Origin of the sequence: Micromonospora sp. CA-248089, from assembly GCF_050948515.1 — a bacterium.
Taxonomy (GTDB): Bacteria; Actinomycetota; Actinomycetes; order Mycobacteriales; family Micromonosporaceae; genus Micromonospora.
Genome location: NZ_CP192016.1, coordinates 95,675 through 119,387, shown reverse-complemented (window position 1 = coordinate 119,387; position 23,713 = coordinate 95,675). Strand labels below are relative to the sequence as shown.

Below are 23,713 nucleotides of genomic sequence, written 5' to 3'. Positions count from 1 at the left end.
TCCACACTACTTGCAAGTAACCTACGCTGTCGTAACCTAATGACGTGACGACCTCCGCACCGTTCCGGCTCCGGCCGGCCGACATCGGGAAGCCGCGTATGCGCGGCTGGCTGCACGCGTACGCGTTCTTCGCCGCTCTCGTCTGCGGCATCGTGCTCTGTTCGATCGCCGCCGGTCGTCCCGGCTGGGCACCGCTGGTGAGCTGCCTGATCTACAGCTTCACGGTGTGCGGGCTGTTCGGCACCAGCGCGCTCTACCACCGGCGGGTCTGGTCCGAACGCGGCTATCAGATCATGCGCCGGATGGACCACTCGATGATCTTCGTGTTCATCGCCGGGACCTACACACCGTTCTGCGCGCTGCTGCTGGACACCCGGCAGGCCACGATCATGCTGAGCCTGGTCTGGGGCGGCGCGATCGCGGGCGTGGCGGTCAAGCTGATCTGGCCGCACGCGCCGCGCTGGGTCTCCGCCCCGCTCTATCTGGCGCTCGGCTGGGTCGCGGTGGCCATGCTGCCGCAGATCCTGCACGCAGGTGGCGTGACCGCGCTGGTGCTGCTGAGCGTGGGCGGCGCGATCTACAGCGTGGGCGCGGTGTTCTACGCGCTGCGCCGGCCGAACCCGTGGCCCACCGTCTTCGGGCACCACGAGTTCTTCCACGCCTGCACGCTCGTCGCGGCGATCTGCCACCACATCGCGATCTACTTCGCGTTGTTCGCCTGAGCCGAGCCGGACCGGCCCCGGACATGCGCGAGGGCCCCGCACCGTTGCGGGGCCCTCGGGTTCTCGGGGGTCAGGCCGGGTAGCCCGAGCCCGGACGGCGCACCTCGCGGTACTCCTCGCGTACGACGCGGTCGTCGCGCACCGGCACCACCGGCTCGGCCACGACCTGCTCGCGTACCGGAGCGGCCACCACGCGGCGGCGGCTGTTCCAGAAGTAGAGCGTGGTGAGCAGGCCGGCGACGCCGGCGAGCATGAGCACCCAGCCCACCACGTTGAGGTTCAGCCATCCGAGATTGGCGTCGACGGCGAACGCGAAGATCGCGCCGAGCGCGATGAGGAAGATGCTGGCACCGATGCCCATGACGTCGCCTCCTTGGCGTCCTGCTGGCGTTTCCTGCCCGCCGCGGCCATGGATGAGGTAGCGGCACTCATCGACATACCCAGGCGCTTTGATCGTCAATCAGGCAAGCTGGGCGGTATGACGGACGGCAGGAACGGGCAGCGGACGCTGGTGCTGCTGCGGCACGCCAAGGCCGAGCAGTCCGGGGACCTCCCGGACGCGGAACGGTCGCTCACCGCGCGGGGGCACGCCGACGCCGCCACCGCGGGCGCCTGGCTGGCCCGGCACGCCCTGCTCCCCGACGTAGTCCTCTGCTCGCCCGCCCGGCGCACCCGGCAGACCTGGCACGACGTGGCGATGGGCATGAGCGGTGCCCCGCCGGAGGGCGGTCCCGCGGGCCCGGCTCCCGCGGTGCGATACGAGGTGACCGCGTACGACGCGCTTCCGGATCAGCTGCTGGAACTGCTGTGGACGGTCGACCCGGCCGCCGGGACGGTGCTGCTGGTCGCCCACAACCCGGGGATCTCCCTGCTGTCGGCGCTGCTCGATCCGCAGCGGGCCGACCCGGACGGGCTGCGGACCACCGACCTGGTGGTGCACCGGCCGACGACCCGCTGGGCCGACCTCGCGCCGGGGAACGCGCCGATCACCGGCCGCCACACCGCGCGCGCCTGAGGGCCGGCCTCAGCCGACGCGGGTGTCGTACGCCGCCCGGTTGGCGAGCACGTCGTCCATGTGCGCCTCCGCCCAGGACTTCAAGCCGCGGATCATCTCGTGCAGGGAGTACCCGAGGTCGGTCAGCTCGTAGGTGACAGTCACCGGCACCGTCGGCTCCACGGTGCGGGTGATCATGCCGTCGCGTTCCAGGGCGCGCAGCGTCTGGGTGAGCATCTTCTGGCTGACCCCGGGGAGCGTGCGGAACAGCTCGGAGTATCGCCTCGGGCGCGGCTCGCCCGCGCAGTCCGCCCCGAACCGGTGCGAGCCGTCGCTGCGCAACGCGGCCAGCACCAGCGTGACCCACTTGTCGGTGATCCGGTCGAGCAGTTGCCGGCTGGGGCACCCGGCCAGGAACGCGTCGTACTCGGCCTTGCTCATCTCTGCTCCTGCCGCCTCGGTGAGCTACGCACTTTGAGGTGCCTACTTCCCGATGGAAAGTTACACGCTGATAGTGGAGGCCGGGCGCCGCGATCCGGCGGCGTCGCGAAAACGACGAGAGGTACACGCATGGCCCGCACCACCCTTCCCGGCGGCACCTGGACGCTGGGCGACCTGACCGTCACCCGGTTCGGCTACGGCGCGATGCAACTCGCCGGCCCCTGGGTCATGGGACCACCGGCCGACCACGAGGGCGCCCTGGCCGTGCTGCGTGAGGCGGTCGCGCTCGGCATCACCCACATCGACACCAGCGCGGCGTACGGGCCGCACGTCACCAACCGGCTGATCCGGGAGGCGCTGCACCCGTACCCGGAGACGCTGCACATCGTCACGAAGGTCGGCGCGGACCGGGACGAGCAGGGCGGCTGGCCCACGGCCCGGGATCCGCAGAGCCTGCGCCGGCAGGTCCGGGAGAACCTGGAGACGCTCGGCGTGGACGCGCTCGGCCTGGTCAACCTGCGGCTCGGCGACGCCGAGGGGCCGAAGCCCGGCTCGCTCGCCGAGGCGCTGGAGACGCTCGTCGCGCTCCAGCAGGAGGGCGTGATCCGCCACCTGGGCCTGAGCAACGTGACGCCGGAACAGGTCGCCGAGGCACGGACCATCGCACCGATCGCCTGTGTGCAGAACCGGTACAACCTGGCCCACCGCGACGACGACGACCTGATCGACGAACTGGCCCGGCAGGGTGTCGCCTACGTGCCGTTCTTCCCGCTCGGCGGGTTCACCCCGTTGCAGTCCTCGGCGTTGTCGGCGGTGGCCGAGCGCCTGGGGGCGACACCGATGGGCGTCGCCCTGGCCTGGCTGCTGCGGCGCTCGCCGAACATCCTGCTGATCCCCGGCACCAAATCCGTCGCGCACCTGCGCGAGAACATCGCCGGCGCCGGGCTGGTGCTCTCCGGCGACGACCTCGCCGAGCTGGACCGGATCGGCCGCTGAGACGCGTCAGGACGGCGGGGCCGTCGGCGGCGGCGGGTCGGGCGGCGGCGGCATCATCGCGGTCGGATGCGACAGCCGGTTCTCCTCCACGATGAGCGTGCGGGCCCGCTTGCGGCGGTCCTGCCAGAACCACAGCGTGGTCAGCAGGACGCCCAGCCCGGCCAGGATGAACACCCAGCCGACTGCGCGCAGGTCGATCCACCAGACGTTGGCCCGGATGGCGAAGGTCATGATCGCGCCGAGCGCGATGAGAAAGATGGCGCTACCAATGCCCATGTGCGCTGCACTCCCCCGTGCGATGGCCTTGGGCGTACTCGGTCGTGGTCCGCGACGGTTACCCGCCACCGGCCCGCCTATCCACCCGTGGCGCACGCACGACGACGGCCGGCGGGCTGGTGCCCGCCGGCCGTCGTCATGAGGGGGAGAGTGACGCTTCAGGGGTGAAAGCCCCCGGAAGGGCTCAGAAAGCCTCCTCCGGGAGGTCCATGATCTCCAGGTCGGTGCCCTCGATGATCCGCCGGTCGGCGCCGATGCGGGGCAGCACCTCGCGGGCGAAGAACCGGGCGGCGGCGACCTTGCCGGTGTAGAAGGACTTGTCGGCCGCGGAGACCTCGCCGGCCAGCGCCTTCAGCGCCACGTCCGCCTGCTTCTGGAGCAGCCAGCCGACCACCAGGTCACCGATCGCCAGCAGGAACCGGCGGCTGCTCAGGCCGACCTTGTAGAGCGCGCGGGTGTCGCCGCCCTGGGCCTCGCCCAGCCAGCCGGTCATCACGCCGAGGATGTTCTGGATCTCGGCGAGCGCCTTGCCGAGCGCCTGACGCTCCTCCTTGAGCTGGCCGTTGCCGGCCTCGGAGGCGATGTGCTCCTGGATCTCGGCGGCGACAGCCATCAGGGCCTTGCCGTTGTCCCGGACGATCTTCCGGAAGATCAGGTCGAGGCTCTGGATCGCGGTGGTGCCCTCGTACAGGGTGTCGATCTTGGCGTCGCGGACGTACTGCTCCAGCGGGTAGTCCTGGAGGAAGCCGGAACCGCCGTAGGTCTGCAGCGACTCGTGGCCGAGCAGCTCGTACGCACGCTCCGAGCCGACGCCCTTGACCAGCGGCAGCAGCAGGTCGTTGACCCGCTTGGCCAGCTTGGTGGCCTTCTCGTCACCGGCCGCCTCGGCGATCGCGACCTTGTCCTGCCAGCTCGCGGTGTAGCAGACCAGCGCGCGCAGGCCCTCGGCGTACGACTTCTGCAGCAGCAGCGAGCGGCGCACGTCCGGGTGGTTGGTGATGGTCACCCGCGGGGCGGTCTTGTCGGCCATCTGGGTGAGGTCGGCGCCCTGCACCCGGTTCTTGGCGTACTCCAGCGCGTTCAGGTAACCGGTGGAGAGCGTGGCGATGGCCTTGGTGCCGACCAGCATCCGGGCGTACTCGATGATCATGAACATCTGGCGGATGCCGTCGTGCTTCTCGCCCAGCAGCCAGCCCTTGGCCGGTACGCCGTGCTCGCCGAAGGTCACCTCGCAGGTGTTCGAGACCTTCAGGCCCATCTTGTGCTCGACGTTGGTGGCGTAGACGCCGTTGCGCTCGCCCAGCTCGCCGGTCTCGGGGTCGAAGTGGTACTTCGGCACGACGAACAGCGACAGGCCCTTGGTGCCCGGGCCGCCGACGCCCTCGACGCCGACCGGACGGGCCAGCACGTAGTGGACGATGTTGTCGCTCAGGTCGTGCTCACCGGAGGTGATGAAGCGCTTCACGCCCTCGATGTGCCACGAGCCGTCCGGCTGCTGGATCGCGCGGGTACGGCCGGCGCCCACGTCCGAGCCGGCGTCCGGCTCGGTGAGGACCATGGTCGAGCCCCACTGCTTGTCGATGAACAGCCGGGCCCACTTCTTCTGCTCCTCGGTGCCCTCGACGTGCAGCACGTGGGCGAAGGACGGGCCGGAGGCGTACATCCAGATCGGGGCGTTGGCGCCGAGCACCAGCTCGGCGAGCGACCACCAGAGGGCGCGCGGGGCGTTGGTGCCGCCCAGGACCTCCGGCAGGTCCAGGCGCCAGAACTCGGAGTCCATGAACGCCTTGTACGACTTCTTGAACGACTCCGGCAGCGGCGCGGTGAACGTCGCCGGGTCGAAGACCGGCGGGTTGCGGTCGCTGTCCGAGTAGCTGGCAGCCAGGTCCTCGCGGGCGAGACGGTCGACCTCGCCGAGGAAGCTGCGGGCGGTGTCGACGTCCAGGTCCGTGAACGGAGCCTGGCCGAGCGTCCGGTCCGCCCCGAATACCTCGAACAGGTTGAACTCGAGGTCCCGCACATTGCTCTTGTAGTGGGTCATGCTCGCTGGCCCCGCTTCCGGACAGGTGTTACCGATCAGTAACTCCAGACTGTATTACTCGCCGGTAGGCAACGACAAGCGGATCTCGGAAGTGACAGCGATTACACACTTCCCGTTCATCCGTCGGCGGCGCCGACCTCCCAGCTCGGAACCGGGGCGGCGGTGGCGCTGCGCGGGCCGACGTACTCCATCAGGACCAGCGCGATGTCGTCGTCGAGCCGGCCGTGCACCCACTCGACAAGGGCGGTCTCCAGCGAGGCCAGCCCGTCGGCGACGGTGCCGTGACCGAGCAGCCGCCAGGCGCGGTCGGCGGTGGGGAAGAATTCGCCGTCCCGGCGCGCCTCGCCCAGCCCGTCGGTGAACAGCAGCAGCCGGTCACCCGGCTCCAGCCGCTCCACCCGGGGCCGGACCACGGGCATGAAGCCGAGCGGCGGCGCGGGCGCGGGCGGCTCCAGCGGGATCACCGCGCCCCGGCGCAGCAGCAACGGTGACGGGTGCCCGCAGTTGACGATGGTGAGCGTGCCGCCGCGCTCCTCGACCAGGGCCGCGGTGACGAAGTCCTCGTCGCCGACGTTGCGGGCCACCGCCCGGTCCAGGTCGGTGACCACCGCACGCAGGTCGGCCCGCTCGTACGCGACGTGCCGGTAGGAGCCGAGCACGATGCTGGCCAGGCGAACGGCGTCCAGCCCTTTGCCCCGTACGTCACCGATGATCATGCGGACGCCGTACGGGGTGTCCATCACCTCGTACAGGTCCCCGCCGATCTCGGCCGTAGCGGTGGAGGAGATGTACCGGGCGGCCACTGCCAGCGTGCCGACCTGCGGGCCGAGCGGTCGCAGCACCGCCTGCTGGGCGACCGAGGCGAGCCGGGACAGCTCGGCGATCCGGTCCACCTGACGCTGGCGCATCGCCGCCGTGGCCGCCGCGATCGCGGTGGCCACCCCGACCGCTGTCACGTTGACGACTGTCACCAGCGGGCTGCCCCGCTCCGCGACCGCGAAGCCGATGCCGAGGGCGATGGCCAGCCCGCCCACCGCGAGCACCACTCGCCAGGACGCCAGCGCCGCCGCGATGAACGGCGCGACCACCATCAGCGCGAGGTAGTGCGCCGGACGGCCGTCGGCCAGTTCCACGGCGACCACGATCGCGAGCAGCGCAAGGGCCGCGCCGAGGCCGGCGCGGGATCCGGGACTCAGCGGGCCTCGGCCCGGCTGGAAGGGTTGCGTGCGTACATCGGACAGCATGCCTGATGGACGTGAGCGGGAGAATGAACCTGGCCCGTCGGTCGTGGAAGTTCTGCCCGAGTGGCCGGTCAGCCGAGCACCTCGTACCGGACGTCGACGTGACCGAGGCTCGTGGCGGCGATGGTCGCGAACGCGGCGCGGGACAGGTCCAGGCACCGGCCCTCGATGAACGGGCCACGGTCGTTGATTCGCACCACCACCGACTTGCCGTTGGCCGGGTTGGTCACCCGGACCTTCGTGTTGAACGGCAGCGTCTTGTGCGCGGCGGTCAGCGCGTTCGGGTTGAACGTCTCGCCGTTCGCCGTCATCTGACCCTCGGCGTAGAAGGAGGCGCCGCAGGAGCCGCTGTCCACGACCTTCGGGCTGCTCGTCTTCTTCGCCGTCGGCGACGGGGAGGCGGTCCGGGCCTTGCTCCGGGAGGCCGCCTGGGTACGGCTCGCCTTCGGGCTGGCGGTGGCCTTCGGCGACGGGCTGAGGCTCGCGCTGGGCGAGGCCGACGCGCTCGGCGAGGGAGAGGCCGACGTGGGGGCGGGCGTGCTGGGCAGCGTCTCGACCACGGCCGGCTCGGCGGGCGGCTCGGCGGAGGTGAGCCGCACGGCGCCGACGGTACCGCCGACCGCGAGGGCCACACCGACCGCCGCGGTCGCGGCGATGGCGGCGGGCGAGGAGAACTTGCGGGTACGAAGGTGCCTAGCAGCCACCGGCCCGGTCCTTTCGTCAACTGACAAACCGGCCCGGACCGTAACGAGAGAAGCACTTCCGAAGTCAACGTGATCATGGTGCTATGCCCGCATTTACCCTGGTACGTGTAGCCGATCACGCCACCGTCGATCGGCCGAACGGCCCACCGATCCGCCAGGACGGAAACCGTGGATCCGCCAGGATGGAAACGTGCTGAACCGTCGCCTGGTCGAGCTGTTCCGGTGGGTCGACCCCGGGCCGGGCAGCACCCACCTGGTCAGTGACATCTCCGGCTGGTGGCGCGACCCCGACGTGCTGGCCCAGGTCGGGCCGGCGCTGGCCGGGCTGTTTCCGGACGCCCGCCCGACCGTCGTGATCGCACCCGAGGTGACCGGGCTGCTGCTCGGCCCGCTCGTCGCGGTCGCCACCGGAGCCGGTTTCCTGCCCGCGTACAAGGACGGTGGCGAGCGACGCCGGGTCGGGCCGACGCGCTGGGCCGACACACCCTCCGACTACCGGGGACGGCAACTGCGGGTCGGCGTGGACGGCCGGCGGCTGGGCCCCGGCGACCGGGTGCTGCTGGTCGACGACTGGGTCGACACCGGCGCGCAACTGGACGCGCTGTGCCAGGTCGTGGCGGACGCCGGGGCCGAACTGATCGGCGCCGCCGCCCTCGTCGCGACCTGCCCGCCCGAGGTCGCCGGGCGGCTGAGGCTGCGTGCCCTGCTCACCGGCGACCAGTTGCCGTGAGACGCCGGCAAACCGGATGAGCCACGGCGGTACGGTGCCGTAGCGTCGACGGCATGTGGCCCCGCATCGGTGGATTGCGCGCACTCGCCCTCGGCACGCCCGGCGAGCTGCGCACCCGGCTCAACACCCTCGTGCTCTCCGGCGTGAAGACCGCCACCGCCGGCCTCGTGCAGGAATACGACGAGGACGGCGAGGAACTGGAGTACGTCGGCGAGCGGCAGGTGCTCGTCGACGACAACGACCAGTTCCTCGCCGTGATCGAGGTGACGGGCGTCGAGGTGGTGCGCTTCGCCGACGTGCAGTGGGACTTCGCCCGCGCCGAGGGCGAGGGCGATCGGTCGATCGAGGAGTGGCGCGAGGGCCACGGCGCCTACTGGGCCCGGCAGGGCACCCCGGTCACCGACGACACCCGGATCGTCTGCCTCCGCTTCCGGCTGGTCTCCACCGAGGGCAGCGTCGGGACCTAGCCGGCCCGGCGCAGCTCCGGCAGCAGCGCCGCCGCCTCCACCAGCACCGCCTCGTCGCCGGCGTACCAGCTGCTGGCCCGGGGCCAGTGCGTCACCACGTCGGTGAAGCCCAGCCGGGCCGCCCGCGCCACCTGCTCGGCGAGGAAGTCGGCACTGGTCAGCGAGAACACCGGAGCCGAGTCGAGCGACAGGTAGCGGTCGAGCGTCGCCGGGTCACGGCCGGCCTGCTCCAGCGTCCGCGTCATCCGGTCGGACAGCTCCGCCACAGTGCCCCACCAGGCCTCGATGTCGTCGCCGCCGAGCCCGGTGGTGACCCAGCCCTGCCCGAACCGGGCGACCAGCCGCATCGAGCGGGGCCCGTTCGCGGCCACCACGAACGGCACCCGGGGCTGCTGGACGCACCCCGGGTTGTTGCGGGCGTCCACAGCGGTGAACCACTCCCCGCGCCAGGTCGTGCCGTCCTCCCGCAGGATCGCGTCGAGCAGCTCGGTGAACTCGGCGAACCGGTCGACGCGCTGCCGGGGCGGCAGCGTCTCGCCGCCGAGCACCGCCGAGTCGAAGCCGATGCCGCCCGCGCCCAGGCCGAGCAGCACCCGACCGTCGGACACGTCATCCAGCGCCGTCACCTGCCGGGCGAACGCCGCCGGGTGCCGGAAGTTCGGCGACGCGACGAGCGTGCCGAGCTTCACCCGGGAGGTCACGCCGGCCGCTGCGGTCAACGTCGTCCACGAGTCGAACCACGGCCCGTCGACCAGGTCACGCCAGCCCAGGTGGTCGTAGGTCCAGGCGTGGTCGAAGCCCCACTCGTCCACCTGCGCCCACCGCCGACGCGCTTCCGACCAGCGCTGGTCGGGCAGGATCACGATGCCGATTCGCATGATCGCCAGGGTACGACCCGGGTCGGACATGCCGACCCGGGTCGCGGGGATCACGCCGCCAGGTCGGCGACCACGCAGGCGATGTTGTCCGGCGCGCCGGCCGCGTACGCCAGCTCGACCAGGCGCTCGACGGCGGTCTCCGGATCGTCCGCCTCCGCCAGCTCGGCGTGCAGCGCGCCCGGGTCCACCACGGCGGAGAGACCGTCGGAGCAGAGCAGGTAGCGGTCGCCGGGCAGCGCGGTACGCAGCGCCAGATCCGCCTCCACCTCCGCACCCGCGCCGAGCGCCCGGGCCAGCAGCGCCCGCTGCGGATGCGATCCCGCCTCGGCCGGGGTGAGCCGTCCCTGGTCGACGAGCGTCTGCACGTACGTGTGGTCCTGCGTGAGCCGGGACAGCTCGCCGCCGCGCAGCAGGTACGCCCGGCTGTCCCCGACGTGCACGAGCGCGAGCCGGGTGCCGCGCCGCATGAGCGCGGTGAGCGTGGTGGCGGGCTGGTCGGCGTCGGTGGCGTGCGCGCGTACCGCCCGGTCGGCCCGGGTCGCCGCGTCGGCCAGCGCGGCGAGCAGATCGGCCTGCGGCGCGTCGGCCTGCTCCAACGGGTGCAGCGCGTCCACCGCGGCGGTGCTCGCGGCGGCACCGGCCGGACCGCGTACGCCGTCGGCGACCGCGAGCAGCGTGGCGCTCGCGTACGCGGTGTCCTCGTTGGAATCGCGGACCGTGCCGGTCTCGCAGCGTGCCGCGTACCGGAAGGTGGTCTCGGACATGGTGGTGCCCCTCTCGCTGAGCGTGTCGACGAGAAGCGCGACGGTCCGGCCGCGTGCTGCCGTGTCCGCGCTGACCCGCCGCCACCACGCGTCGAGCGCCTCGGCGGCGGCAGCGGACGGCAGGCCGCAGACGGTACGGATCTCGGCCAGCGGCATCCCGGCCCGGCGCAGCCCGGCGATCAGCCGCGCCCGGTCCGCCTGCTCCGGCGCGTAGTAGCGGTAGCCCGAGTGCGGGTCCACCGCGGCCGGGGGCAGCAGCCCGCAGTCGTCGTAGATGCGCAGCGCCTTGGCGCTCAGGCCGGTCGCGCGGGCGAACGCGCCGATGGTCAGCAGTCGCACCGTGCCTCCCTCGCGCTCCTCGTGCCGGTCACCGCGACCGGCACCGACCACGCTGGGCCTTGCCGCAGGGGACGGGTCAAGGCGTCGCTGCCGCCAGTTTGGTCAGCATCCGGCCCAGGTGCGGCTCGATCGTGCCGGCCGGCGCCTCGGTCACCTCGGCCGGCGTCCACCAGCGGATGCCGGCGAACTCCACCGGATCGGGCGTGAACCGCTGGTCGCGGTGGGCGGACAGCACGTACCAGAGGCTCACGTCGGTGTGCCGCAGCTCCGGCGGGCCGACCGTCTCGGTGACGGTCAGGAACGCCGGGCGCTCGCCGAACGGCGGCGCGAAGACCGCCGCCACGCCCAGTTCCTCCCGCAGCTCGCGGCGCACCGTGTCGGCCGGGTGCTCGCCCGGCTCGACGTGACCGCCGCTGGGCAGCCACATCCCGGCGAGGCGGTGGTCGACCAGCAGCACCGCGCCATCGGCCGGGTCGCGGAGCAGGAAGTACGCGACCAGGTGCGGCGACGGCGTACGCGGCTTGGCCCGGCGGAAGATGTCCTCCGTGCCGGCCAGCCAGGTCAGTGCGGCCTCCCGGTGCCGCGCCTCCAGATCGTCCCCCGGTGGTAGCTCCTCGACCAGTGCCCGGATCTCGTCCCGCATCTCGCCGATGCTGCCAGCCGGGTACGACGGGATCAGTCCTCCGACAGCGGGTTGGCGTCGGCAGCCGCGCGGACGAACTCGCGTACCCGGGACGTGGTGTTCCCGGCCGGCCACACCGGACCGCGACAGATCGGCGGCGCGTCGTGGATCGGCACGTAGGCCACGTCGGGGCGGGCGTAGAACTGGCGGGTCTGCTCGCCCACCGGCAGCACCCCCCGGCCCAGCGCGACGAGCGCCAGCATCTCGGAGAAGCTGCCGCCCACCGGCCCCTTCGGCACCGGCCGGCCCGCGGGCGTGCGGTCCGGCGTGCGGTCCTGCTTGAACGCGGCCGACGTCACCGCCGGGTACTGCACCACCGGATGGTCGCCCAGCACCTCCAGGGACACCGACTCCTCGGCCGCGAGCGGATGGCCCGCGGCCACCGCGAGCACCCGGCGCTCGCGCAGCAGCACCGGGCCGTTCGCCATGCCGTCGAAGGGGTACGAGGCGATCAGCACGTCGATGGTGCCGTCCACCAGGCTCGACCGGGTGCTGGCCAGCGGCGCCTCGTGCACGTGCACCTCGCAGTCCGGGTGACGCGCGGTGAACAGGGCCACCGCGCGCAGCAGCGCCGGGGCTGCCGACTCACCGACGTACGCCACCCGCAGCTCGCCGGTGAGCCCGCGACCGGCGTCGACGGCCCGCTGGACCGCCGCCTCGATGCCAGCCACCAGCGGGCGCATCTCCTCGGCCAGGCGGGCGCCGATCGGGGTGAGCCGGACGACCCGGCTGGTGCGCTCGAACAGCGGCGCGCCGATCCGGCGTTCCAGCTTGCGCACCACGTGGCTGACCCGCCCGGTGCTCACCCGCATCCGCTCGGCGGTCCGCCCGAAGTGCAGCTCCTCGGCCAGGGTCAGGAACGTCTCGACCTCGTACCGCTCCAGCACCGGGCACCTCCGTCGTTGCCTGCGGGTCAACGATCGTAGTCCGGATCGGGCTTGGTCCGGCTCACCCGGCGGACCAGGGTTGACGGCATGCAGAACCATCTCGTGACGGTGACCGGGTTCGACCACCTCGTGCTTTCGGTGAGCGACGTCGAGCGCTCCCTCGACTTCTACTGCGGCACGCTCGGCCTGGCCCCGGTGCGGGTCGACAGGTGGCGGGCCGGCGAGGTGCCCTTCCCCTCCGTACGCGTCGACGCCGGCACCATCATCGACCTGATCAAGGGCGACCCGAGCGGGTCCAACGTGGACCACTTCTGCCTGGTGGTCGAGCCGGTCGACTGGCAGCGAGTGATCGACTCCGGGGTGTTCACCGTGCTGACCGGCCCGGTCCCGCGCTTCGGGGCGCGCGGCACCGCCACCTCGATCTACGTCAGCGACCCGGACGGCAACACAATCGAACTGCGCTGCTACCCGGCCGGCGCCTAGCCTGAGCCGATGCCGCAGCTGGAACGACTCGCCGCCCACCACGCGCCCGCCGTACTGCGGTTCGAGCGGGAGAACCGGGCCTACTTCGCCCGGTACGTCCCCGACCGGGGCGACGACTTCTTCACCGGGTACGCCGCCCGGCACGCGGCCCTGCTGGACGAGCAGGAACGCGGCACCTGCCACTTCCACGTGCTGGTCGGCGACCACGGCACCGTGCTCGGCCGGTTCAACCTGGTTGACGTCGCAGACGGCAGCGCCGAGCTGGGCTACCGGGTGGCCGAACGCGCCGCCGGGCGCGGGCTCGCGAGTGAAGGAGTACGGCGCGTCTGCGAACTGGCCCGCACCGAGTACGGGCTGCGCCGGCTGGTCGCCTCGGCGGCGCTGGCGAACCCGGCCTCCCTGGCGGTGCTCCGGCGTGCCGGATTCGTACCCGACGGTCCGGTGGTGCTGGCCGCGGAGCCCGGCCTGCGGCACGTGCTCGACCTCCGCGCGCCCTACGCGGCCGCGTCCCCGTAGGTGGGAGCGCCAGCCGGCTCGTACGTCAGCTGGAGCGTCCCGTGGGCGTGGGTGACCGACTCGGTGAGCCGCAGCGCGGTCGGCACCGTGCCGTCGCCGAACAGCCGCTTGCCGGTGCCGAGCAGCACCGGGTACACCCACAGGTTGAGCCGGTCCACGAGACCGGCGCGCAGCAGCGACTGCACCAGGTCCAGGCTGCCGATCACGTGCACCTCGTCGTGGCGGGCCTTCATCTCGGTGACGCGCTCGGCGAGGTCACCGGACACCAGCGACGAGTTCGCCCAGGCCAGCGGCTCGGTGAGGGTACGGCTGACCACGTACTTCGGTACGCCGTTGAGCAGGCCGGTGAAGGGGATCTCCGCGGGCGCCTTCGGCCAGTAGCCGGCGAAGATGTCGTACGTCTTGCGGCCGAGCAGCAGCGCGTCCATGCTGCTCGCCTGCTGGAACATCACCGCGCCGGACGCGTCGTCGAGCAGTGGCATCTGCCATCCGCCGTGGCTGAAGCCGCCCTCGCGGTCCTCGTCGGGCTCGCCGGGCGCCTGCGCCACGCCGTCAACGGTCAGGAACTCGGTCACGATCAGCTTGCCCATGGGTCTGCTCCTCCGGTTTCCGCTCTTTCCCCGTCAGACCCGTCAACGACCCGCAACTCATCGCCGAGGTGTACGTGATGGATTTCGTGGAACTGGTCATCGACGGGCAGATCGACATCGATCGCGACGACCTCGAAGATGCCCTCAACGAGGCTCTCGTCGGGCGCGGCGAGGTGACCGGTGCCGGAACAAGCGAGCACGGCTCGCACCTCGACGTCGACGTCCTTGTGACGGCGGACCGACGAGCCGTCCTGGACGCCGTCTTCGGGGTGCTCGCCGCCTTGAACCTGGGCGACTCGGTGCGGGTCCGGCCCGCCGACGGCCAGACCTGGATCCGCCTGAGCCAGTGGACCCGTTCTACTCGTCCCGGAACAACCTGAAGGGCGCACCCTCGATCTCCGTCACGTAACCGATCACCGCCACCGGGTTCCTCAGTCCAGGATCGCGTGCGCCAGCCGGCGGATCCGGTCCATGGAGGTGCCAGGTCGTTTGGCGGCCGTCGCGAGCAGGGTTATCGCTTCCTGCACGTAGCGCCAGGCGGTGGCCACGCCAATCTCGAAGCCGGCCGCGAGTCGGGTGTGGGGGTAGCCGTTGCGCAGGTGGGCGAGAGCCAGTAGCGCCTGTCGACCGGGGCGAGGCGCCGCCACCGGAATCGGCGCTGCTTGCGGTGTCCGCGGATGCGGCCGGCGAGTGGTTCAGGGTGGCTGGATAACGGAATCGTGACGGGGTAGGACAGCATGGCGAGGCTCCCGGTCGGAGCTTCGAGTCTTGGTCGACAGCTGTCCTACCGGGAGCCTCGCACCCATCGATCACCGGGGTCAGCCCTACTCCCCCCGAGCTGCAAGATCAGTTGGCGGCCCGGCGCAAGCCGAGGCGGGCCGCCGAGGGTGGCCGACCGGCTGCAGAAGCGAGCTAGAGCTCGCAGGTCACGGCTCGGGGTGCTTCTAAAGCGTTCCTTAAGTCTGGGAGGCGATTGCCCTGGTGTGTCCGTTTCGGATGGTAATGGGCGGGTGCGATGAGGCGCTCCTGTCCGGTCGGCCCACTACAGTGCTCAGAGTCCGGAGCACGCGAGATTGCGACCCCAGGTCAAGCTCATCGCGTGGACCCAGTTCCAGGCCCCGGACAACGTGCAGGGTCAACCGACACCGGCACATACGAAAGGCGGGCACCCGGGCGGCTACCCGGGCGCCCGCCGAAGCGCAACACCAATCGCCATCCGTGCGGAAAGGGTCAACGCATGAGGAGCAGGGTACGTCATGCTGCTGCACAGTTGCAGCAGTCGGAGCCGCAGGTTACGCCACGGGAGCGCTCAATTCCGCTCCGCACTCTCGGCTTCCTGGGCATCTCGGCCGCCGTCGGGGTCAGCGCGCAGTACCTTCCCGAGATGGCCACGCCGGTGAGTCTGGCCTTGGCCACGTTTCTCACCTTGGACCGGGTGAACCGGCAGATCCTCTGAGCCAGGACGGCCCTCGCGCCAGTGTCGGTCCGGGGGCCGTCCTGCAGGCCGAACCCACCCGCCGGGGTCAGCGTCGAACCGGTCGGCCATGTCGCTCGGCCGCTCCCGCGACACAGGCCCTATGGCCCGCTTCGGCTCCCTGACAACGCGGAAGCCCTGGTTGGGACTCTCGTCCTGACCAGGGCTTCCATGCGTGGAGCGGGTGACGGGAATCGAACCCGCACTGTCAGCTTGGGAAGCTGATGTTCTGCCATTGAACTACACCCGCAGGCGGCACCACTCTACCTGAAGCCCCCCACCCCCGTGCAGTCAGGTGCCCGCGCGCCACCTCGGCGAGGTGGCGGCATCGGGGGGCGGTTGCCCCCACCGCCTCCCCGAACTGGAGTGGATCAAGCACGCTCCGGAGCCGGCAGGCGCGAAGTTGCACGTCGGAAACGTATGGGCGTTCTCAAATGCGTCGATGGGATGTAACGTCTGCCACACGTTTCCGCACCGGCGTGACACACCCCCTGCCACGCCGTCAGAAAGAGGTGGGCCCATGGGACTTCGTCCCAACCTGCTGACCCGGCGTACCGCCGGTGTCGCGACGTCGACCCTCGCGCTGCTGCTCAGCACCGCCGCCGTCGGCGTCGTCCCCGCTGCTTCGGCCTTCTCGGCCGCCCCGGCCGACGTGTGTGCCGAGCCTGCTGACGCCCACGCCGACGAGCACTCGAACGCGCGCGTCGCCAAGGGTGGCAACGCCAAGCTCGACCCCAACCACCTGACCGCCAAGCAGGTCCAGGACCGGGAGGCCGACCTCGCCGCCGCGCAGCGCGAGCGCGCCAACTTCCGGACCGGCGCCGTCACCCCGCTGGCCACCGTGACGATCCCGGTCGTCGTGCACGTCATCCAGGAGAACAGCACCCGGGCCGGCGGCAACATCACCGACTCGATGATCAACCAGCAGATCACCGTGCTGAACCAGGCGTACGCGGGCTCGACCGGCGGCGCCGCCACCGCCTTCGGGTTCCAGCTCACGAAGATCAACCGGGTGACGAACCCGTCGTGGTACCCGATCGTGCAGGGCTCCTCCGCCGAGCGTTCAATGAAGACGTCGCTGCGTGTGGGCGGCAAGAACACGCTGAACATCTACCTCGGCGAGCTGAGCGACAGCCTGCTGGGCTGGGCGACGTTCCCGAAGCGCACGCTGGACAAGATGGACGGCGTGGTGGTGCTGAACGAGTCGCTGCCCGGCGGCACCGCGACCAACTACAACCAGGGTGACACCGGCACCCACGAGGTCGGCCACTGGCTGAACCTCTACCACACCTTCCAGGGCGGCTGCTCCGGCTCGGGCGACAGCGTCTCCGACACCCCGGCCGAGGCGTCGCCGGCGTACCAGTGCCCGACCGGCCGCGACACCTGCTCGACCGCCGGCAAGGACCCGATCACCAACTTCATGGACTACACGTACGACTCCTGCATGTACCAGTTCACCGCCGGCCAGGCGAGCCGCATGCTCACCGCGTGGAACGCCTACCGCGCAGCCTGACCGTCGTACCGCGTACCGGTGCCGGCCCTGTCCTCGGACGGGCCGGCACCGTTCGTCGTGGGCCGGGTCAGGCGGCCGGGCGGCGGGTGTCGAAGCCGTGCCGGCCCCGCCGGCCCTCGGCGGCGAGCGGGTCGCGCCGGGCCGGCGCGTCGCCGCGCGGATCGAGCCACACCCGCACCTGCGGCGGGGCGGCGCCGGGCTGGGCCACCGGGTCGCGCCGGGTCAGCATCGCCACCTCGACCGTGAACTCGAACAGCCGCCAGTCGCCCCGCGGCGACGCGCGGGCGATCCGGGCCAGCCGCGTCACCGTGGCCGGGTCGGTCACCGGCCGCGCGCGCCCCGCGATGTACGCCTCGTCGTCGCTCTCCTCCGGCGGGAACGAGTGCAGCGCGTAGCGACCGTCGCGTTCGAGGTCGCGGCGCTTCGGTGAGTCGATGACGAAGCACCAGAGCCCGTCGGCGGTGATCACCGGAGAGACCGGATGGACTCGGGGGCCGCCGTCGGCGCGGACCGTGGCGAGGTAGCCGAAGCCCGGCCCGTACTGCTGCATCAGGAGGCGGATCTCGTCGGCGAGGCGGGGCTCGTCGGCGGCGAATTCGGACCAGGAAGCCATGTGGACACTCTATCGAACACGTGTACGAAGATGTAGTGCGACACGCAGGTCACCCATACCGGTCGCTATGGTGTTCCGATGCTGCTCTCCGACCGCGACCTGGTCTCCGAGATCAAGGCCGGCACGCTCGCACTGGAGCCCTTCGAGCCCACGCTGGTGCAGCCGTCGAGCATCGACGTACGCCTGGACCGGCTGTTCCGGGTCTTCAACAACCACCTCTACACGCACATCGACCCGTCGATCCAGCAGGACGACCTGACTTCGATGGTGGAGGTGCCGGAGGGGCAGCCGTTCGTGCTGCACCCGGGCGAGTTCGTGCTCGCCTCCACGCTCGAGGTGATCTCGCTCGGTGACCAGCTCGCCGGCCGGCTGGAGGGCAAGTCGAGCCTGGGGCGGCTGGGGCTGCTGACGCACTCGACCGCCGGCTTCATCGACCCGGGCTTCTCCGGCCACGTCACGCTGGAGCTGTCGAACGTGGCGAACCTGCCGATCACGCTCTGGCCGGGCATGAAGATCGGCCAGCTCTGCATCTTCCGGCTCTCCTCGCCGGCCGAGCACCCGTACGGTTCGGCCGTCTACGGCTCGCGTTACCAGGGGCAGCGCGGACCGACGCCGAGCCGGTCCTGGCAGAACTGGCGTACCTGGCCGACGCGCTGACGGCGCCCGAAGTTGTTAATAAGGGCCCCCTCCTCTACCGGAGGCGTTAAGTGAGTGTTTGAGATTTGGGGTGCGGCGGCGTGTTGGGTTGAGGTGAGGGAAGGCCCTCGGTAGGTCCGGTGGTGTCGAGCCAACCGTTTCCATACCGAGGGCCTTCTGATGACGTTGTACCCGATCACTGTCACGCCGTCCGCGTCGCCCCGCCGTTATCCGTCGCAGCGGGTGCGGCGGGAGCGGGAACGGGCGGTGCGGCGGCGGTATCCCGGTGATCTGACCGATGCGCAGTGGGCGTTGATCGCGCCGCTGGTCACGCCGGTGTCGGTCGGTCGGCGGGGGCGGCCGCCGTCGCATCCGATGCGGGCGATCGTCACGGCGATCTTGTATGTGGCCTGCACCGGTTGTCCGTGGCGGGCCCTGCCGCGGGAGTTCCCGCCCCCGGGGACGGTGTACTGGTGGTTCGCTCGATGGCGCGATGACCACACGTTGATGCGTCTGCACGACCGGTTGCGGGAGCAGTGCCGTACCGCCGCCGGACGGCACGCGCATCCCAGCGCCGGAGCGATCGATTCTCAGTCGGTGCGCGCCGCGGACACCGTGCCCCGACACAGCCGCGGTTTCGACGTGGCGAAGAAGGTCAACGGCCGTAAACGCCACATCGTCGTGGACACCATGGGCCTACTCCTGGCCGTCATGATCACCGGCGCGCACGTCAACGACCGCACCATCGCCCGGGACCTGCTCTGGCGCACCCGGCTGTTCCACCCCCGCCTGCGCCTGCTCTGGGCAGACGGCGGCTACATCGGCACCCTGAGCACCTGGGCCCGCCACGCCCTCGACCTCACCGTGCACCTGGTCCACAAACTCCCCGGACAACACACCTTCGTCGTGCTGCCCCGCCGCTGGGTCGTCGAACGCACCTTCGCCTGGATCAGCAAGAAACGCCGCTGCGTCCGCGACTACGAACGCCTACCGGCCAGCCACGCCGCCTTCGTTACCTGGGCCATGATCCACGTCATGGTCACCCGCCTGGCCCGACACACGAAACCGGCCCAGGCAACCCACACCTGAGCCGGAATCTCAAACACTCACTAAGAGGGGGCCCTTCCTTACACGCGGCCGAAGCTGTTGATGTCGCCGTCGTCGACGCGCTTCATCGTGATGGGCTTGCCGGACTGGGAGGCGTGCACCACCCAGCCGTCACCCACGTACATCGCCACGTGGTGCAGGTCGCTGTAGTAGAAGACGAGGTCACCGGCGCGCAGCTCGGCGCGGCTGATCCGCTTCGTCATCCCGTGCTGCTGGCGTGCGTTGTGCGGCAGCGAGACGCCGCCCTTGGCCCAGGCTGCCATGGTCAGGCCGGAGCAGTCGAAGTGGTCGGGCCCGGCCGCGCCCCAGACATAGATCTTGCCGATCTGGGCGCAGGCGAACTTGACCGCCGCTCCGGCCGCGCCACCGGGGTAGCCGGCCGGGCAGGGTGCCGGGCGCAGCGGACCGCCGCCGCCCTTGCCGTACACCTTGAGCCGCAGCTTCTGCAGCCGGGCGATCTCGGCGTCGATCTGCTTCTTCTTTGCCGCGAGCTGGGCCTCGGTACGGGCCAGCCCGGCGATCATCTCGTCCAGCGGCTTCTTCTTCGCCGCCAGTTCGTCGCGCAGCGCGGCGACGGAGCGCACCTGCTCGTGCTGGCGGTGCGCGAAGCGGTCGAGCAGTTCCAGGCCGTTCACCAGGTCTCCCGGTGAGCGGCTGCCCAGCAGCGCGTTGACGGTGGAGAGGTTGTCGCCCTTGTAGGCGTCGGCGGCGAGCCCGCCGACCTGGCCGAGGGCGGCGTCCACCCGGGCCTGGAGGGGTGCGATCTGCCGGCCGAGGGCGTCGGCCTGCTTGCGCCGCGCGGCGAGCTGCTCGCGTACGGCGTTGACCTGTTCGATGACCGGTTCGAGCTTGTTCCAGTCGCGGTCGATCTGGGCCTCGATCTCGGCGACCGAGGGTTCGGCGTGTGCCGCAGTCGCGCCGCCGGTCAGAACGACGGCGGTGCCGACCAGCGCGGCGAGGGCGGTGGTGAAGCGGGACCAGCGGGAACGCGGCGCGACGCTGGACCGGTCGGTGGACCGGTTCGACGACGGCCGCGGGGCATGGAGTGCCACCGGGCGTCCGTACTCCTTCTTCCGTACCGCCTACCGGGTTAGCTGACGGATTCGGGCGGGAAGGGAGCCGCCCTACCGCATCGCTGCGGATTCACCCCAGGTACCTGGTTCCCCGGCTCGCCCGTGGGCGACTCGGCGGTGTCGGACCGTCACCGACCGGGTTGGACGGTGAGACGTGCGGCCGACGATTCACCAGAGTAGGGACCACCGTTATCGATCCGCAACTTCCAGCGCGGTGACACTCCGTACGCGATGAAGGGCCGCATCCCGGGCGGAGGTGAAGTTTTCTTTCAAGGCTGATTACTCAGTGGAAAGGTATTGACCCTTGCGGGTGTGCGGAGTGAGGGTGGAGACGCAGTGACCCCCATCCCTGTCCAGGAGGTTCGATGCTCCTCTCCGCCCCGCCGTCGGGCAGACGGATACTGCTCGCCGCCGCCGTGGCGACAGCCACCGCGCTGGCGACGACCGGCCCGGTGACCGCCGCGCCGGACACGTCCGCGCCCGCGAGCGACAGGCAACAACAATACGCCGCCGCCGCGGCCGAGTACGGCGTACCGCAGAACGTGCTGCTCGGCGTCTCCTATCTGGAGTCCCGCTGGGACACCCACCCGGGGCAGCCGAGCACCAGCGGCGGCTACGGCCCGATGCACCTGACCGACGCCGCCCACATCCTCGCCACGCCGGGCAGCGCCCACGTCGACGAGGACGAGGACCCGCGCGGCGACGACGCCCGCCCGCTGAAGCTCGACCCGGCCACCGCGGCCGCGCCGAAGCGGGAGACGCCGCTGCCGAGCGCCTCGCTCCAGACGCTCGACGCGGCAGCCGCGCTCACCGGGCTCGACGCGCGCACGCTGCGGACCGACCCGGCCGCGAACATCCGCGGTGGGGCGGCGCTGCTGGCGTCGTACCAGAAGGCTCTGGGTGGGCCGGTCGGTGCCGGCACCGACCCGGCGGCCTGGTACGGCGCGGTGGCCCGGTACTCCGGCGCGGACACCTCCGACGCCGCGGCGGCCTTCGCCGACGAGGTGTACGACCAGCTCGGCCAGGGCGCCAGCCGGACCACCGACGACGGTCAGCGGGTCACGCTCGCCGCCAGCGCAGCGACGCCGGACCGCTTTAGGCTGGCCCGCCTCGGCCTGCGCAACGCACAGCGGCCGGACGGACTGGAGTGCCCCGTCCGGCTCGCCTGCGAGTGGATTCCGGCGCCGTACGAGCAGCTCAGCGACGACCCGGGCGACTACGGCAACCACGACCTGGCCGACCGGCCGAAGCAGCAGAAGATCGAGTACATCGTCATCCACGACACCGAGGGCTACTTCGGCCCGAGCGTCGACCTGGTGAAGCGGGCCGACTACCTGGGCTGGCACTACACGCTGCGCTCGGTGGACGGCTACATCGCCCAGCACATCAAGACCAAGGACGTCGGCTGGCACGCCGGCAACTGGTACGTCAACGCGAAGTCCATCGGCCTGGAGCACGAGGGCTTCGCCGGTCAGGGCACCTGGTACACCGAGGCGATGTACCGCACCTCCGCCAAGCTGGTGCGTCACCTGGCGCTGAAGTTCGGCATCCCGATGGACCGGCAGCACATCATCGGCCACGACAACGTGCCCGGCATCACCGCCGCCAACGTGGGCGGGATGCACTGGGACCCGGGACCGTACTGGGACTGGTCGCACTACTTCGACCTGATGAAGGCGCCGTTCCGCGGCACCGGCACGCCCCGTACCGGCCTGGTCACCATCGACCCGGACTTCGCCACCAACCGGCCGACGTTCACCGGCTGCAACCAGCAGCCGCCCGGCGTCCCGACGCCCCGGCCGCCGGCCGAGCCGTGCCCGTCGCGCGGTTCCTCGTCGGTGATCCTGCGGACTGCGCCGAGCCCGGACGCCCCGCTGGTCAACGACCTCGGGCTGCGCCCGGACGGCACGCCGGACACGATGTACATCTCCGACCACGGCGCCCGCGCCTCCGCCGGCCAGACGTACGCGCTCGCCGGCCGGCAGGGCGACTGGACGGCGATCTGGTACCTCGGCCAGAAGGCCTGGTTCCTCAACCCGGCCTCCGCGCCGACCGCCAAGTGGGCCACCGGCTTCGTGGTGACGCCGCGGCCCGGCAAGGCCACCATCCCGGTGTACGGGCGGGCCTACCCGGAGCAGGCCGCCTACCCGGACACCATCCCGTACCAGACCATCTCGCCGCTGCAGTACACGTTCGCCGCCGGCCAGCGGTACGCGGTGGGCGGGGTGCTGCCCGGCGAGTACTACCGGGCGGTCTCGTTCGACGGTTCGGCACCGGGTGACCGGACCGTGGTCCGCGGCAAGAACCGGTACGTGCAGGTCCAGTTCGGTCACCGGATCATGTTCGTGAACCTGGACGACGTGCTGGTGCTGCCGTCCCCCGTCGGCGCGCCGCGCTGACCATTCCGCGAACACGCGAAGGCCCCCGGTCCCTGCGGACCGGGGGCCTTTCGGTGTGACCGCTGTCAGCTGACCCGGACGAAACCGGCCAGTGGCTGGGTGTTGATGCTCGACACCTGGACCGGTTTACCGGTACGTGGCGCGTGCACCATCACCCCGTTGCCGAGATAGAGCCCGACGTGATGCAGGTCGGAGCCGAAGAACACCAGGTCACCGGGGCGTGCCTCGGAACGGGAGACCCTGCGGCCCTCGTTCCATTGAGCACCGGTGAAGTGGGTCAGCGAGATGCCGGCCGCCTTGTACGCGTACTGGGTGAGGCCGGAGCAGTCGAACGAGTTCGGGCCGGTGGCGCCCCACACGTACGGGTCGCCGACCTGGGCGCACGCCGTCTTGATGGCGGTCCGCGCGGCGCTGCTCACCACACCGTCGATCTTGGGGCAGCCCGCCGGGCGGATCGAGGTCACGGGGAGCATGGCGGTCAGCCGCTTGATCTCCGAGTCGATCTGCTTCTTCTTCGCCGCGAGGTCGTTCTGCTGCTTGATCTCCAGCGCGATCAGCGCGTCGAGCTTTTCCTTCTGCTTGTTGTACTCGTCGCGCACCTTGAGCACACCGGCGATCTGGCGGCGCTGGTCGTCGGCGATCCGGTCCAGCATGACCAGCTGCTCGGCCAGCGTGCCCGGCTTGGTGTTCACCAGCAGCGCGCCCAGCTCCTGCGACGGGCCCTGGATGTAGTACCGGGCCGCGATGTCGCCGACCTTGTTCATGGCGAGCGTGGAGGCGAGCTCCAGCGGCACCATCTTGTCCTTCAGCGCCTTGGACTTCTTCTGGTTGGCGCGGAGCTGCGAGCGGACCTTGTTGAACTGCTCGATGGTGGGCTCGAGCTGCTCCCACTGCTTGTCGATCTGCGCGTCGATCTCGTCCACGGACGGCGCCGCGTACGCCGGGGCCGTCAGCATGCCGGCGCCGACCGCGGCGGCCGCGACCAGGGTGACCAGACGGCGTACCACCCGTTGGAACCCGGCCCGCCGGCCGGGTGGAGCGCTCGGGGCGTGACGTTGAGGGGGCGTGGTTGCCACCGGCACGGACTCCTTTGCAACCGACCGCCGGGCGCCTCGCGAGAGGGAAGGTCGAGGCAGACGACCCACAG

27 protein-coding genes, 1 tRNA gene, 1 pseudogene and 1 riboswitch are annotated in these 23,713 nt (G+C 71.1%); of the genes and pseudogenes, 13 read left to right on the top strand and 16 right to left on the bottom strand.

The features are described 5' to 3' along the window. The first annotated feature begins 44 nt into the window (after window positions 1–44). Window positions 45–722, top strand: coding sequence for a PAQR family membrane homeostasis protein TrhA (gene trhA, locus ACQP26_RS00610; RefSeq protein WP_091413751.1), 678 nt, complete (start codon window positions 45–47; stop codon window positions 720–722). Between the two features lie 70 nt (window positions 723–792). On the opposite strand, the gene ACQP26_RS00605 is transcribed toward trhA, so the two are convergent. Next, window positions 793–1,083, bottom strand: coding sequence for a DUF6458 family protein (locus ACQP26_RS00605; protein ID WP_091413749.1), 291 nt, complete (start codon window positions 1,081–1,083; stop codon window positions 793–795). Window positions 1,084–1,200: 117 nt separating this feature from the next. Between ACQP26_RS00605 and ACQP26_RS00600 the strand changes: the two genes are divergently transcribed. After that, on the top strand, window positions 1,201–1,737 hold the full coding sequence (locus ACQP26_RS00600) for a SixA phosphatase family protein (RefSeq protein ID WP_433494658.1): 537 nt from the start codon (window positions 1,201–1,203) through the stop codon (window positions 1,735–1,737). Between the two features lie 9 nt (window positions 1,738–1,746). Here the strand turns inward: ACQP26_RS00600 and ACQP26_RS00595 are convergent, their stop codons facing one another. Then, window positions 1,747–2,157, bottom strand: coding sequence for a winged helix-turn-helix transcriptional regulator (locus tag ACQP26_RS00595; protein ID WP_433494657.1), 411 nt, complete (start codon window positions 2,155–2,157; stop codon window positions 1,747–1,749). Window positions 2,158–2,286: 129 nt separating this feature from the next. Here ACQP26_RS00595 and ACQP26_RS00590 point away from each other — a divergent pair, with 129 nt between their 5' ends. Then, window positions 2,287–3,153: an aldo/keto reductase family oxidoreductase gene (locus ACQP26_RS00590; protein ID WP_433494656.1), complete on the top strand. Its 867-nt coding sequence runs from the start codon at window positions 2,287–2,289 to the stop codon at window positions 3,151–3,153. 6 nt (window positions 3,154–3,159) lie between these two features. Here ACQP26_RS00590 and ACQP26_RS00585 read toward each other — a convergent pair whose 3' ends face one another. From ACQP26_RS00585 to ACQP26_RS00570, 4 genes are all read right to left on the bottom strand, one after another. Beyond that, window positions 3,160–3,429, bottom strand: coding sequence for a DUF6458 family protein (locus ACQP26_RS00585; protein WP_013283345.1), 270 nt, complete (start codon window positions 3,427–3,429; stop codon window positions 3,160–3,162). Window positions 3,430–3,613: 184 nt separating this feature from the next. Next, complete coding sequence (locus ACQP26_RS00580) at window positions 3,614–5,470, bottom strand: acyl-CoA dehydrogenase (protein WP_281579395.1); 1,857 nt, start codon at window positions 5,468–5,470, stop codon at window positions 3,614–3,616. Between the two features lie 116 nt (window positions 5,471–5,586). After that, the gene (locus ACQP26_RS00575; RefSeq protein WP_269703178.1) at window positions 5,587–6,714 is read right to left on the bottom strand and encodes a PP2C family protein-serine/threonine phosphatase; all 1,128 of its coding nucleotides are present in this window, start codon (window positions 6,712–6,714) and stop codon (window positions 5,587–5,589) included. Window positions 6,715–6,782: 68 nt separating this feature from the next. Beyond that, complete coding sequence (locus ACQP26_RS00570) at window positions 6,783–7,415, bottom strand: septal ring lytic transglycosylase RlpA family protein (RefSeq protein WP_281579396.1); 633 nt, start codon at window positions 7,413–7,415, stop codon at window positions 6,783–6,785. Window positions 7,416–7,605: 190 nt separating this feature from the next. Between ACQP26_RS00570 and ACQP26_RS00565 the strand changes: the two genes are divergently transcribed. Both ACQP26_RS00565 and ACQP26_RS00560 read left to right on the top strand, forming a co-directional pair. Continuing rightward, entirely contained in the window at window positions 7,606–8,145 is a 540-nt protein-coding gene (locus ACQP26_RS00565) for a phosphoribosyltransferase family protein (protein ID WP_281579397.1), read from the top strand. Window positions 8,146–8,198: 53 nt separating this feature from the next. Next, on the top strand, window positions 8,199–8,612 hold the full coding sequence (locus ACQP26_RS00560) for an ASCH domain-containing protein (RefSeq protein WP_433494655.1): 414 nt from the start codon (window positions 8,199–8,201) through the stop codon (window positions 8,610–8,612). Here the strand turns inward: ACQP26_RS00560 and ACQP26_RS00555 are convergent. From ACQP26_RS00555 to ACQP26_RS00540, 4 genes are all read right to left on the bottom strand, one after another. Beyond that, window positions 8,609–9,520 (bottom strand): LLM class flavin-dependent oxidoreductase, encoded by a 912-nt coding sequence (locus ACQP26_RS00555; protein ID WP_269706953.1) that lies wholly within the window; start codon window positions 9,518–9,520, stop codon window positions 8,609–8,611. The genes ACQP26_RS00560 and ACQP26_RS00555 overlap by 4 nt on opposite strands. A gap of 20 nt (window positions 9,521–9,540) precedes the next feature. Then, window positions 9,541–10,593 (bottom strand): MerR family transcriptional regulator, encoded by a 1,053-nt coding sequence (locus ACQP26_RS00550; protein WP_433494654.1) that lies wholly within the window; start codon window positions 10,591–10,593, stop codon window positions 9,541–9,543. A gap of 76 nt (window positions 10,594–10,669) precedes the next feature. Beyond that, entirely contained in the window at window positions 10,670–11,236 is a 567-nt protein-coding gene (locus ACQP26_RS00545) for an NUDIX hydrolase (RefSeq protein WP_433494653.1), read from the bottom strand. Between the two features lie 32 nt (window positions 11,237–11,268). Beyond that, window positions 11,269–12,162 (bottom strand): LysR family transcriptional regulator, encoded by an 894-nt coding sequence (locus ACQP26_RS00540; protein ID WP_433494652.1) that lies wholly within the window; start codon window positions 12,160–12,162, stop codon window positions 11,269–11,271. A gap of 87 nt (window positions 12,163–12,249) precedes the next feature. Here ACQP26_RS00540 and ACQP26_RS00535 point away from each other — a divergent pair, with 87 nt between their 5' ends. Both ACQP26_RS00535 and ACQP26_RS00530 read left to right on the top strand, forming a co-directional pair. Beyond that, window positions 12,250–12,645: a VOC family protein gene (locus ACQP26_RS00535; protein ID WP_433494651.1), complete on the top strand. Its 396-nt coding sequence runs from the start codon at window positions 12,250–12,252 to the stop codon at window positions 12,643–12,645. Window positions 12,646–12,654: 9 nt separating this feature from the next. After that, window positions 12,655–13,161 carry a GNAT family N-acetyltransferase gene (locus tag ACQP26_RS00530; RefSeq protein WP_269703187.1) on the top strand — a complete coding sequence of 169 codons (507 nt, stop codon included), beginning with the start codon at window positions 12,655–12,657 and terminating at the stop codon, window positions 13,159–13,161. Here ACQP26_RS00530 and ACQP26_RS00525 read toward each other — a convergent pair. Continuing rightward, complete coding sequence (locus tag ACQP26_RS00525; RefSeq protein WP_433494650.1) at window positions 13,140–13,751, bottom strand: dihydrofolate reductase family protein; 612 nt, start codon at window positions 13,749–13,751, stop codon at window positions 13,140–13,142. The genes ACQP26_RS00530 and ACQP26_RS00525 overlap by 22 nt on opposite strands. Window positions 13,752–13,828: 77 nt before the next feature. Between ACQP26_RS00525 and ACQP26_RS00520 the strand changes: the two genes are divergently transcribed. Then, on the top strand, window positions 13,829–14,131 hold the full coding sequence (locus ACQP26_RS00520) for a hypothetical protein (protein WP_269703189.1): 303 nt from the start codon (window positions 13,829–13,831) through the stop codon (window positions 14,129–14,131). A gap of 54 nt (window positions 14,132–14,185) precedes the next feature. Here the strand turns inward: ACQP26_RS00520 and ACQP26_RS00515 are convergent. Further along, window positions 14,186–14,490: pseudogene (locus tag ACQP26_RS00515) on the bottom strand (helix-turn-helix domain-containing protein); the annotation flags it as partial. A 498-nt stretch (window positions 14,491–14,988) separates the two neighbouring features. Here ACQP26_RS00515 and ACQP26_RS00510 point away from each other — a divergent pair. Then, on the top strand, window positions 14,989–15,207 hold the full coding sequence (locus ACQP26_RS00510) for a hypothetical protein (protein ID WP_269703190.1): 219 nt from the start codon (window positions 14,989–14,991) through the stop codon (window positions 15,205–15,207). A 194-nt stretch (window positions 15,208–15,401) separates the two neighbouring features. Here the strand turns inward: ACQP26_RS00510 and ACQP26_RS00505 are convergent. After that, window positions 15,402–15,475 (bottom strand) — tRNA-Gly (locus ACQP26_RS00505). A gap of 270 nt (window positions 15,476–15,745) precedes the next feature. Here ACQP26_RS00505 and ACQP26_RS00500 point away from each other — a divergent pair. Then, a complete protein-coding gene (locus ACQP26_RS00500) occupies window positions 15,746–16,738 on the top strand; it encodes a zinc metalloprotease (RefSeq protein WP_269703191.1) in 993 nt (330 codons plus the stop codon). A 67-nt stretch (window positions 16,739–16,805) separates the two neighbouring features. Here the strand turns inward: ACQP26_RS00500 and ACQP26_RS00495 are convergent, their stop codons facing one another. Further along, window positions 16,806–17,351, bottom strand: coding sequence for a pyridoxamine 5'-phosphate oxidase family protein (locus ACQP26_RS00495; protein WP_269703192.1), 546 nt, complete (start codon window positions 17,349–17,351; stop codon window positions 16,806–16,808). A 78-nt stretch (window positions 17,352–17,429) separates the two neighbouring features. Between ACQP26_RS00495 and dcd the strand changes: the two genes are divergently transcribed. Further along, the gene (dcd, locus tag ACQP26_RS00490; RefSeq protein WP_269703193.1) at window positions 17,430–18,008 is read left to right on the top strand and encodes a dCTP deaminase; all 579 of its coding nucleotides are present in this window, start codon (window positions 17,430–17,432) and stop codon (window positions 18,006–18,008) included. Window positions 18,009–18,167: 159 nt separating this feature from the next. Then, window positions 18,168–19,076 carry an IS5 family transposase gene (locus ACQP26_RS00485; RefSeq protein WP_433494144.1) on the top strand — a complete coding sequence of 303 codons (909 nt, stop codon included), beginning with the start codon at window positions 18,168–18,170 and terminating at the stop codon, window positions 19,074–19,076. A 38-nt stretch (window positions 19,077–19,114) separates the two neighbouring features. Here the strand turns inward: ACQP26_RS00485 and ACQP26_RS00480 are convergent, their stop codons facing one another. Next, the gene (locus ACQP26_RS00480) at window positions 19,115–20,146 is read right to left on the bottom strand and encodes an NlpC/P60 family protein (protein ID WP_269703194.1); all 1,032 of its coding nucleotides are present in this window, start codon (window positions 20,144–20,146) and stop codon (window positions 19,115–19,117) included. 13 nt (window positions 20,147–20,159) lie between these two features. Next, window positions 20,160–20,294, bottom strand: a riboswitch (cyclic di-AMP (ydaO/yuaA leader). A gap of 238 nt (window positions 20,295–20,532) precedes the next feature. Here ACQP26_RS00480 and ACQP26_RS00475 point away from each other — a divergent pair. Next, window positions 20,533–22,566: an N-acetylmuramoyl-L-alanine amidase gene (locus ACQP26_RS00475; protein ID WP_433494649.1), complete on the top strand. Its 2,034-nt coding sequence runs from the start codon at window positions 20,533–20,535 to the stop codon at window positions 22,564–22,566. Between the two features lie 65 nt (window positions 22,567–22,631). Here ACQP26_RS00475 and ACQP26_RS00470 read toward each other — a convergent pair whose 3' ends face one another. Next, window positions 22,632–23,642: a C40 family peptidase gene (locus tag ACQP26_RS00470; protein ID WP_433494648.1), complete on the bottom strand. Its 1,011-nt coding sequence runs from the start codon at window positions 23,640–23,642 to the stop codon at window positions 22,632–22,634. Window positions 23,643–23,713: the final 71 nt, after the last annotated feature.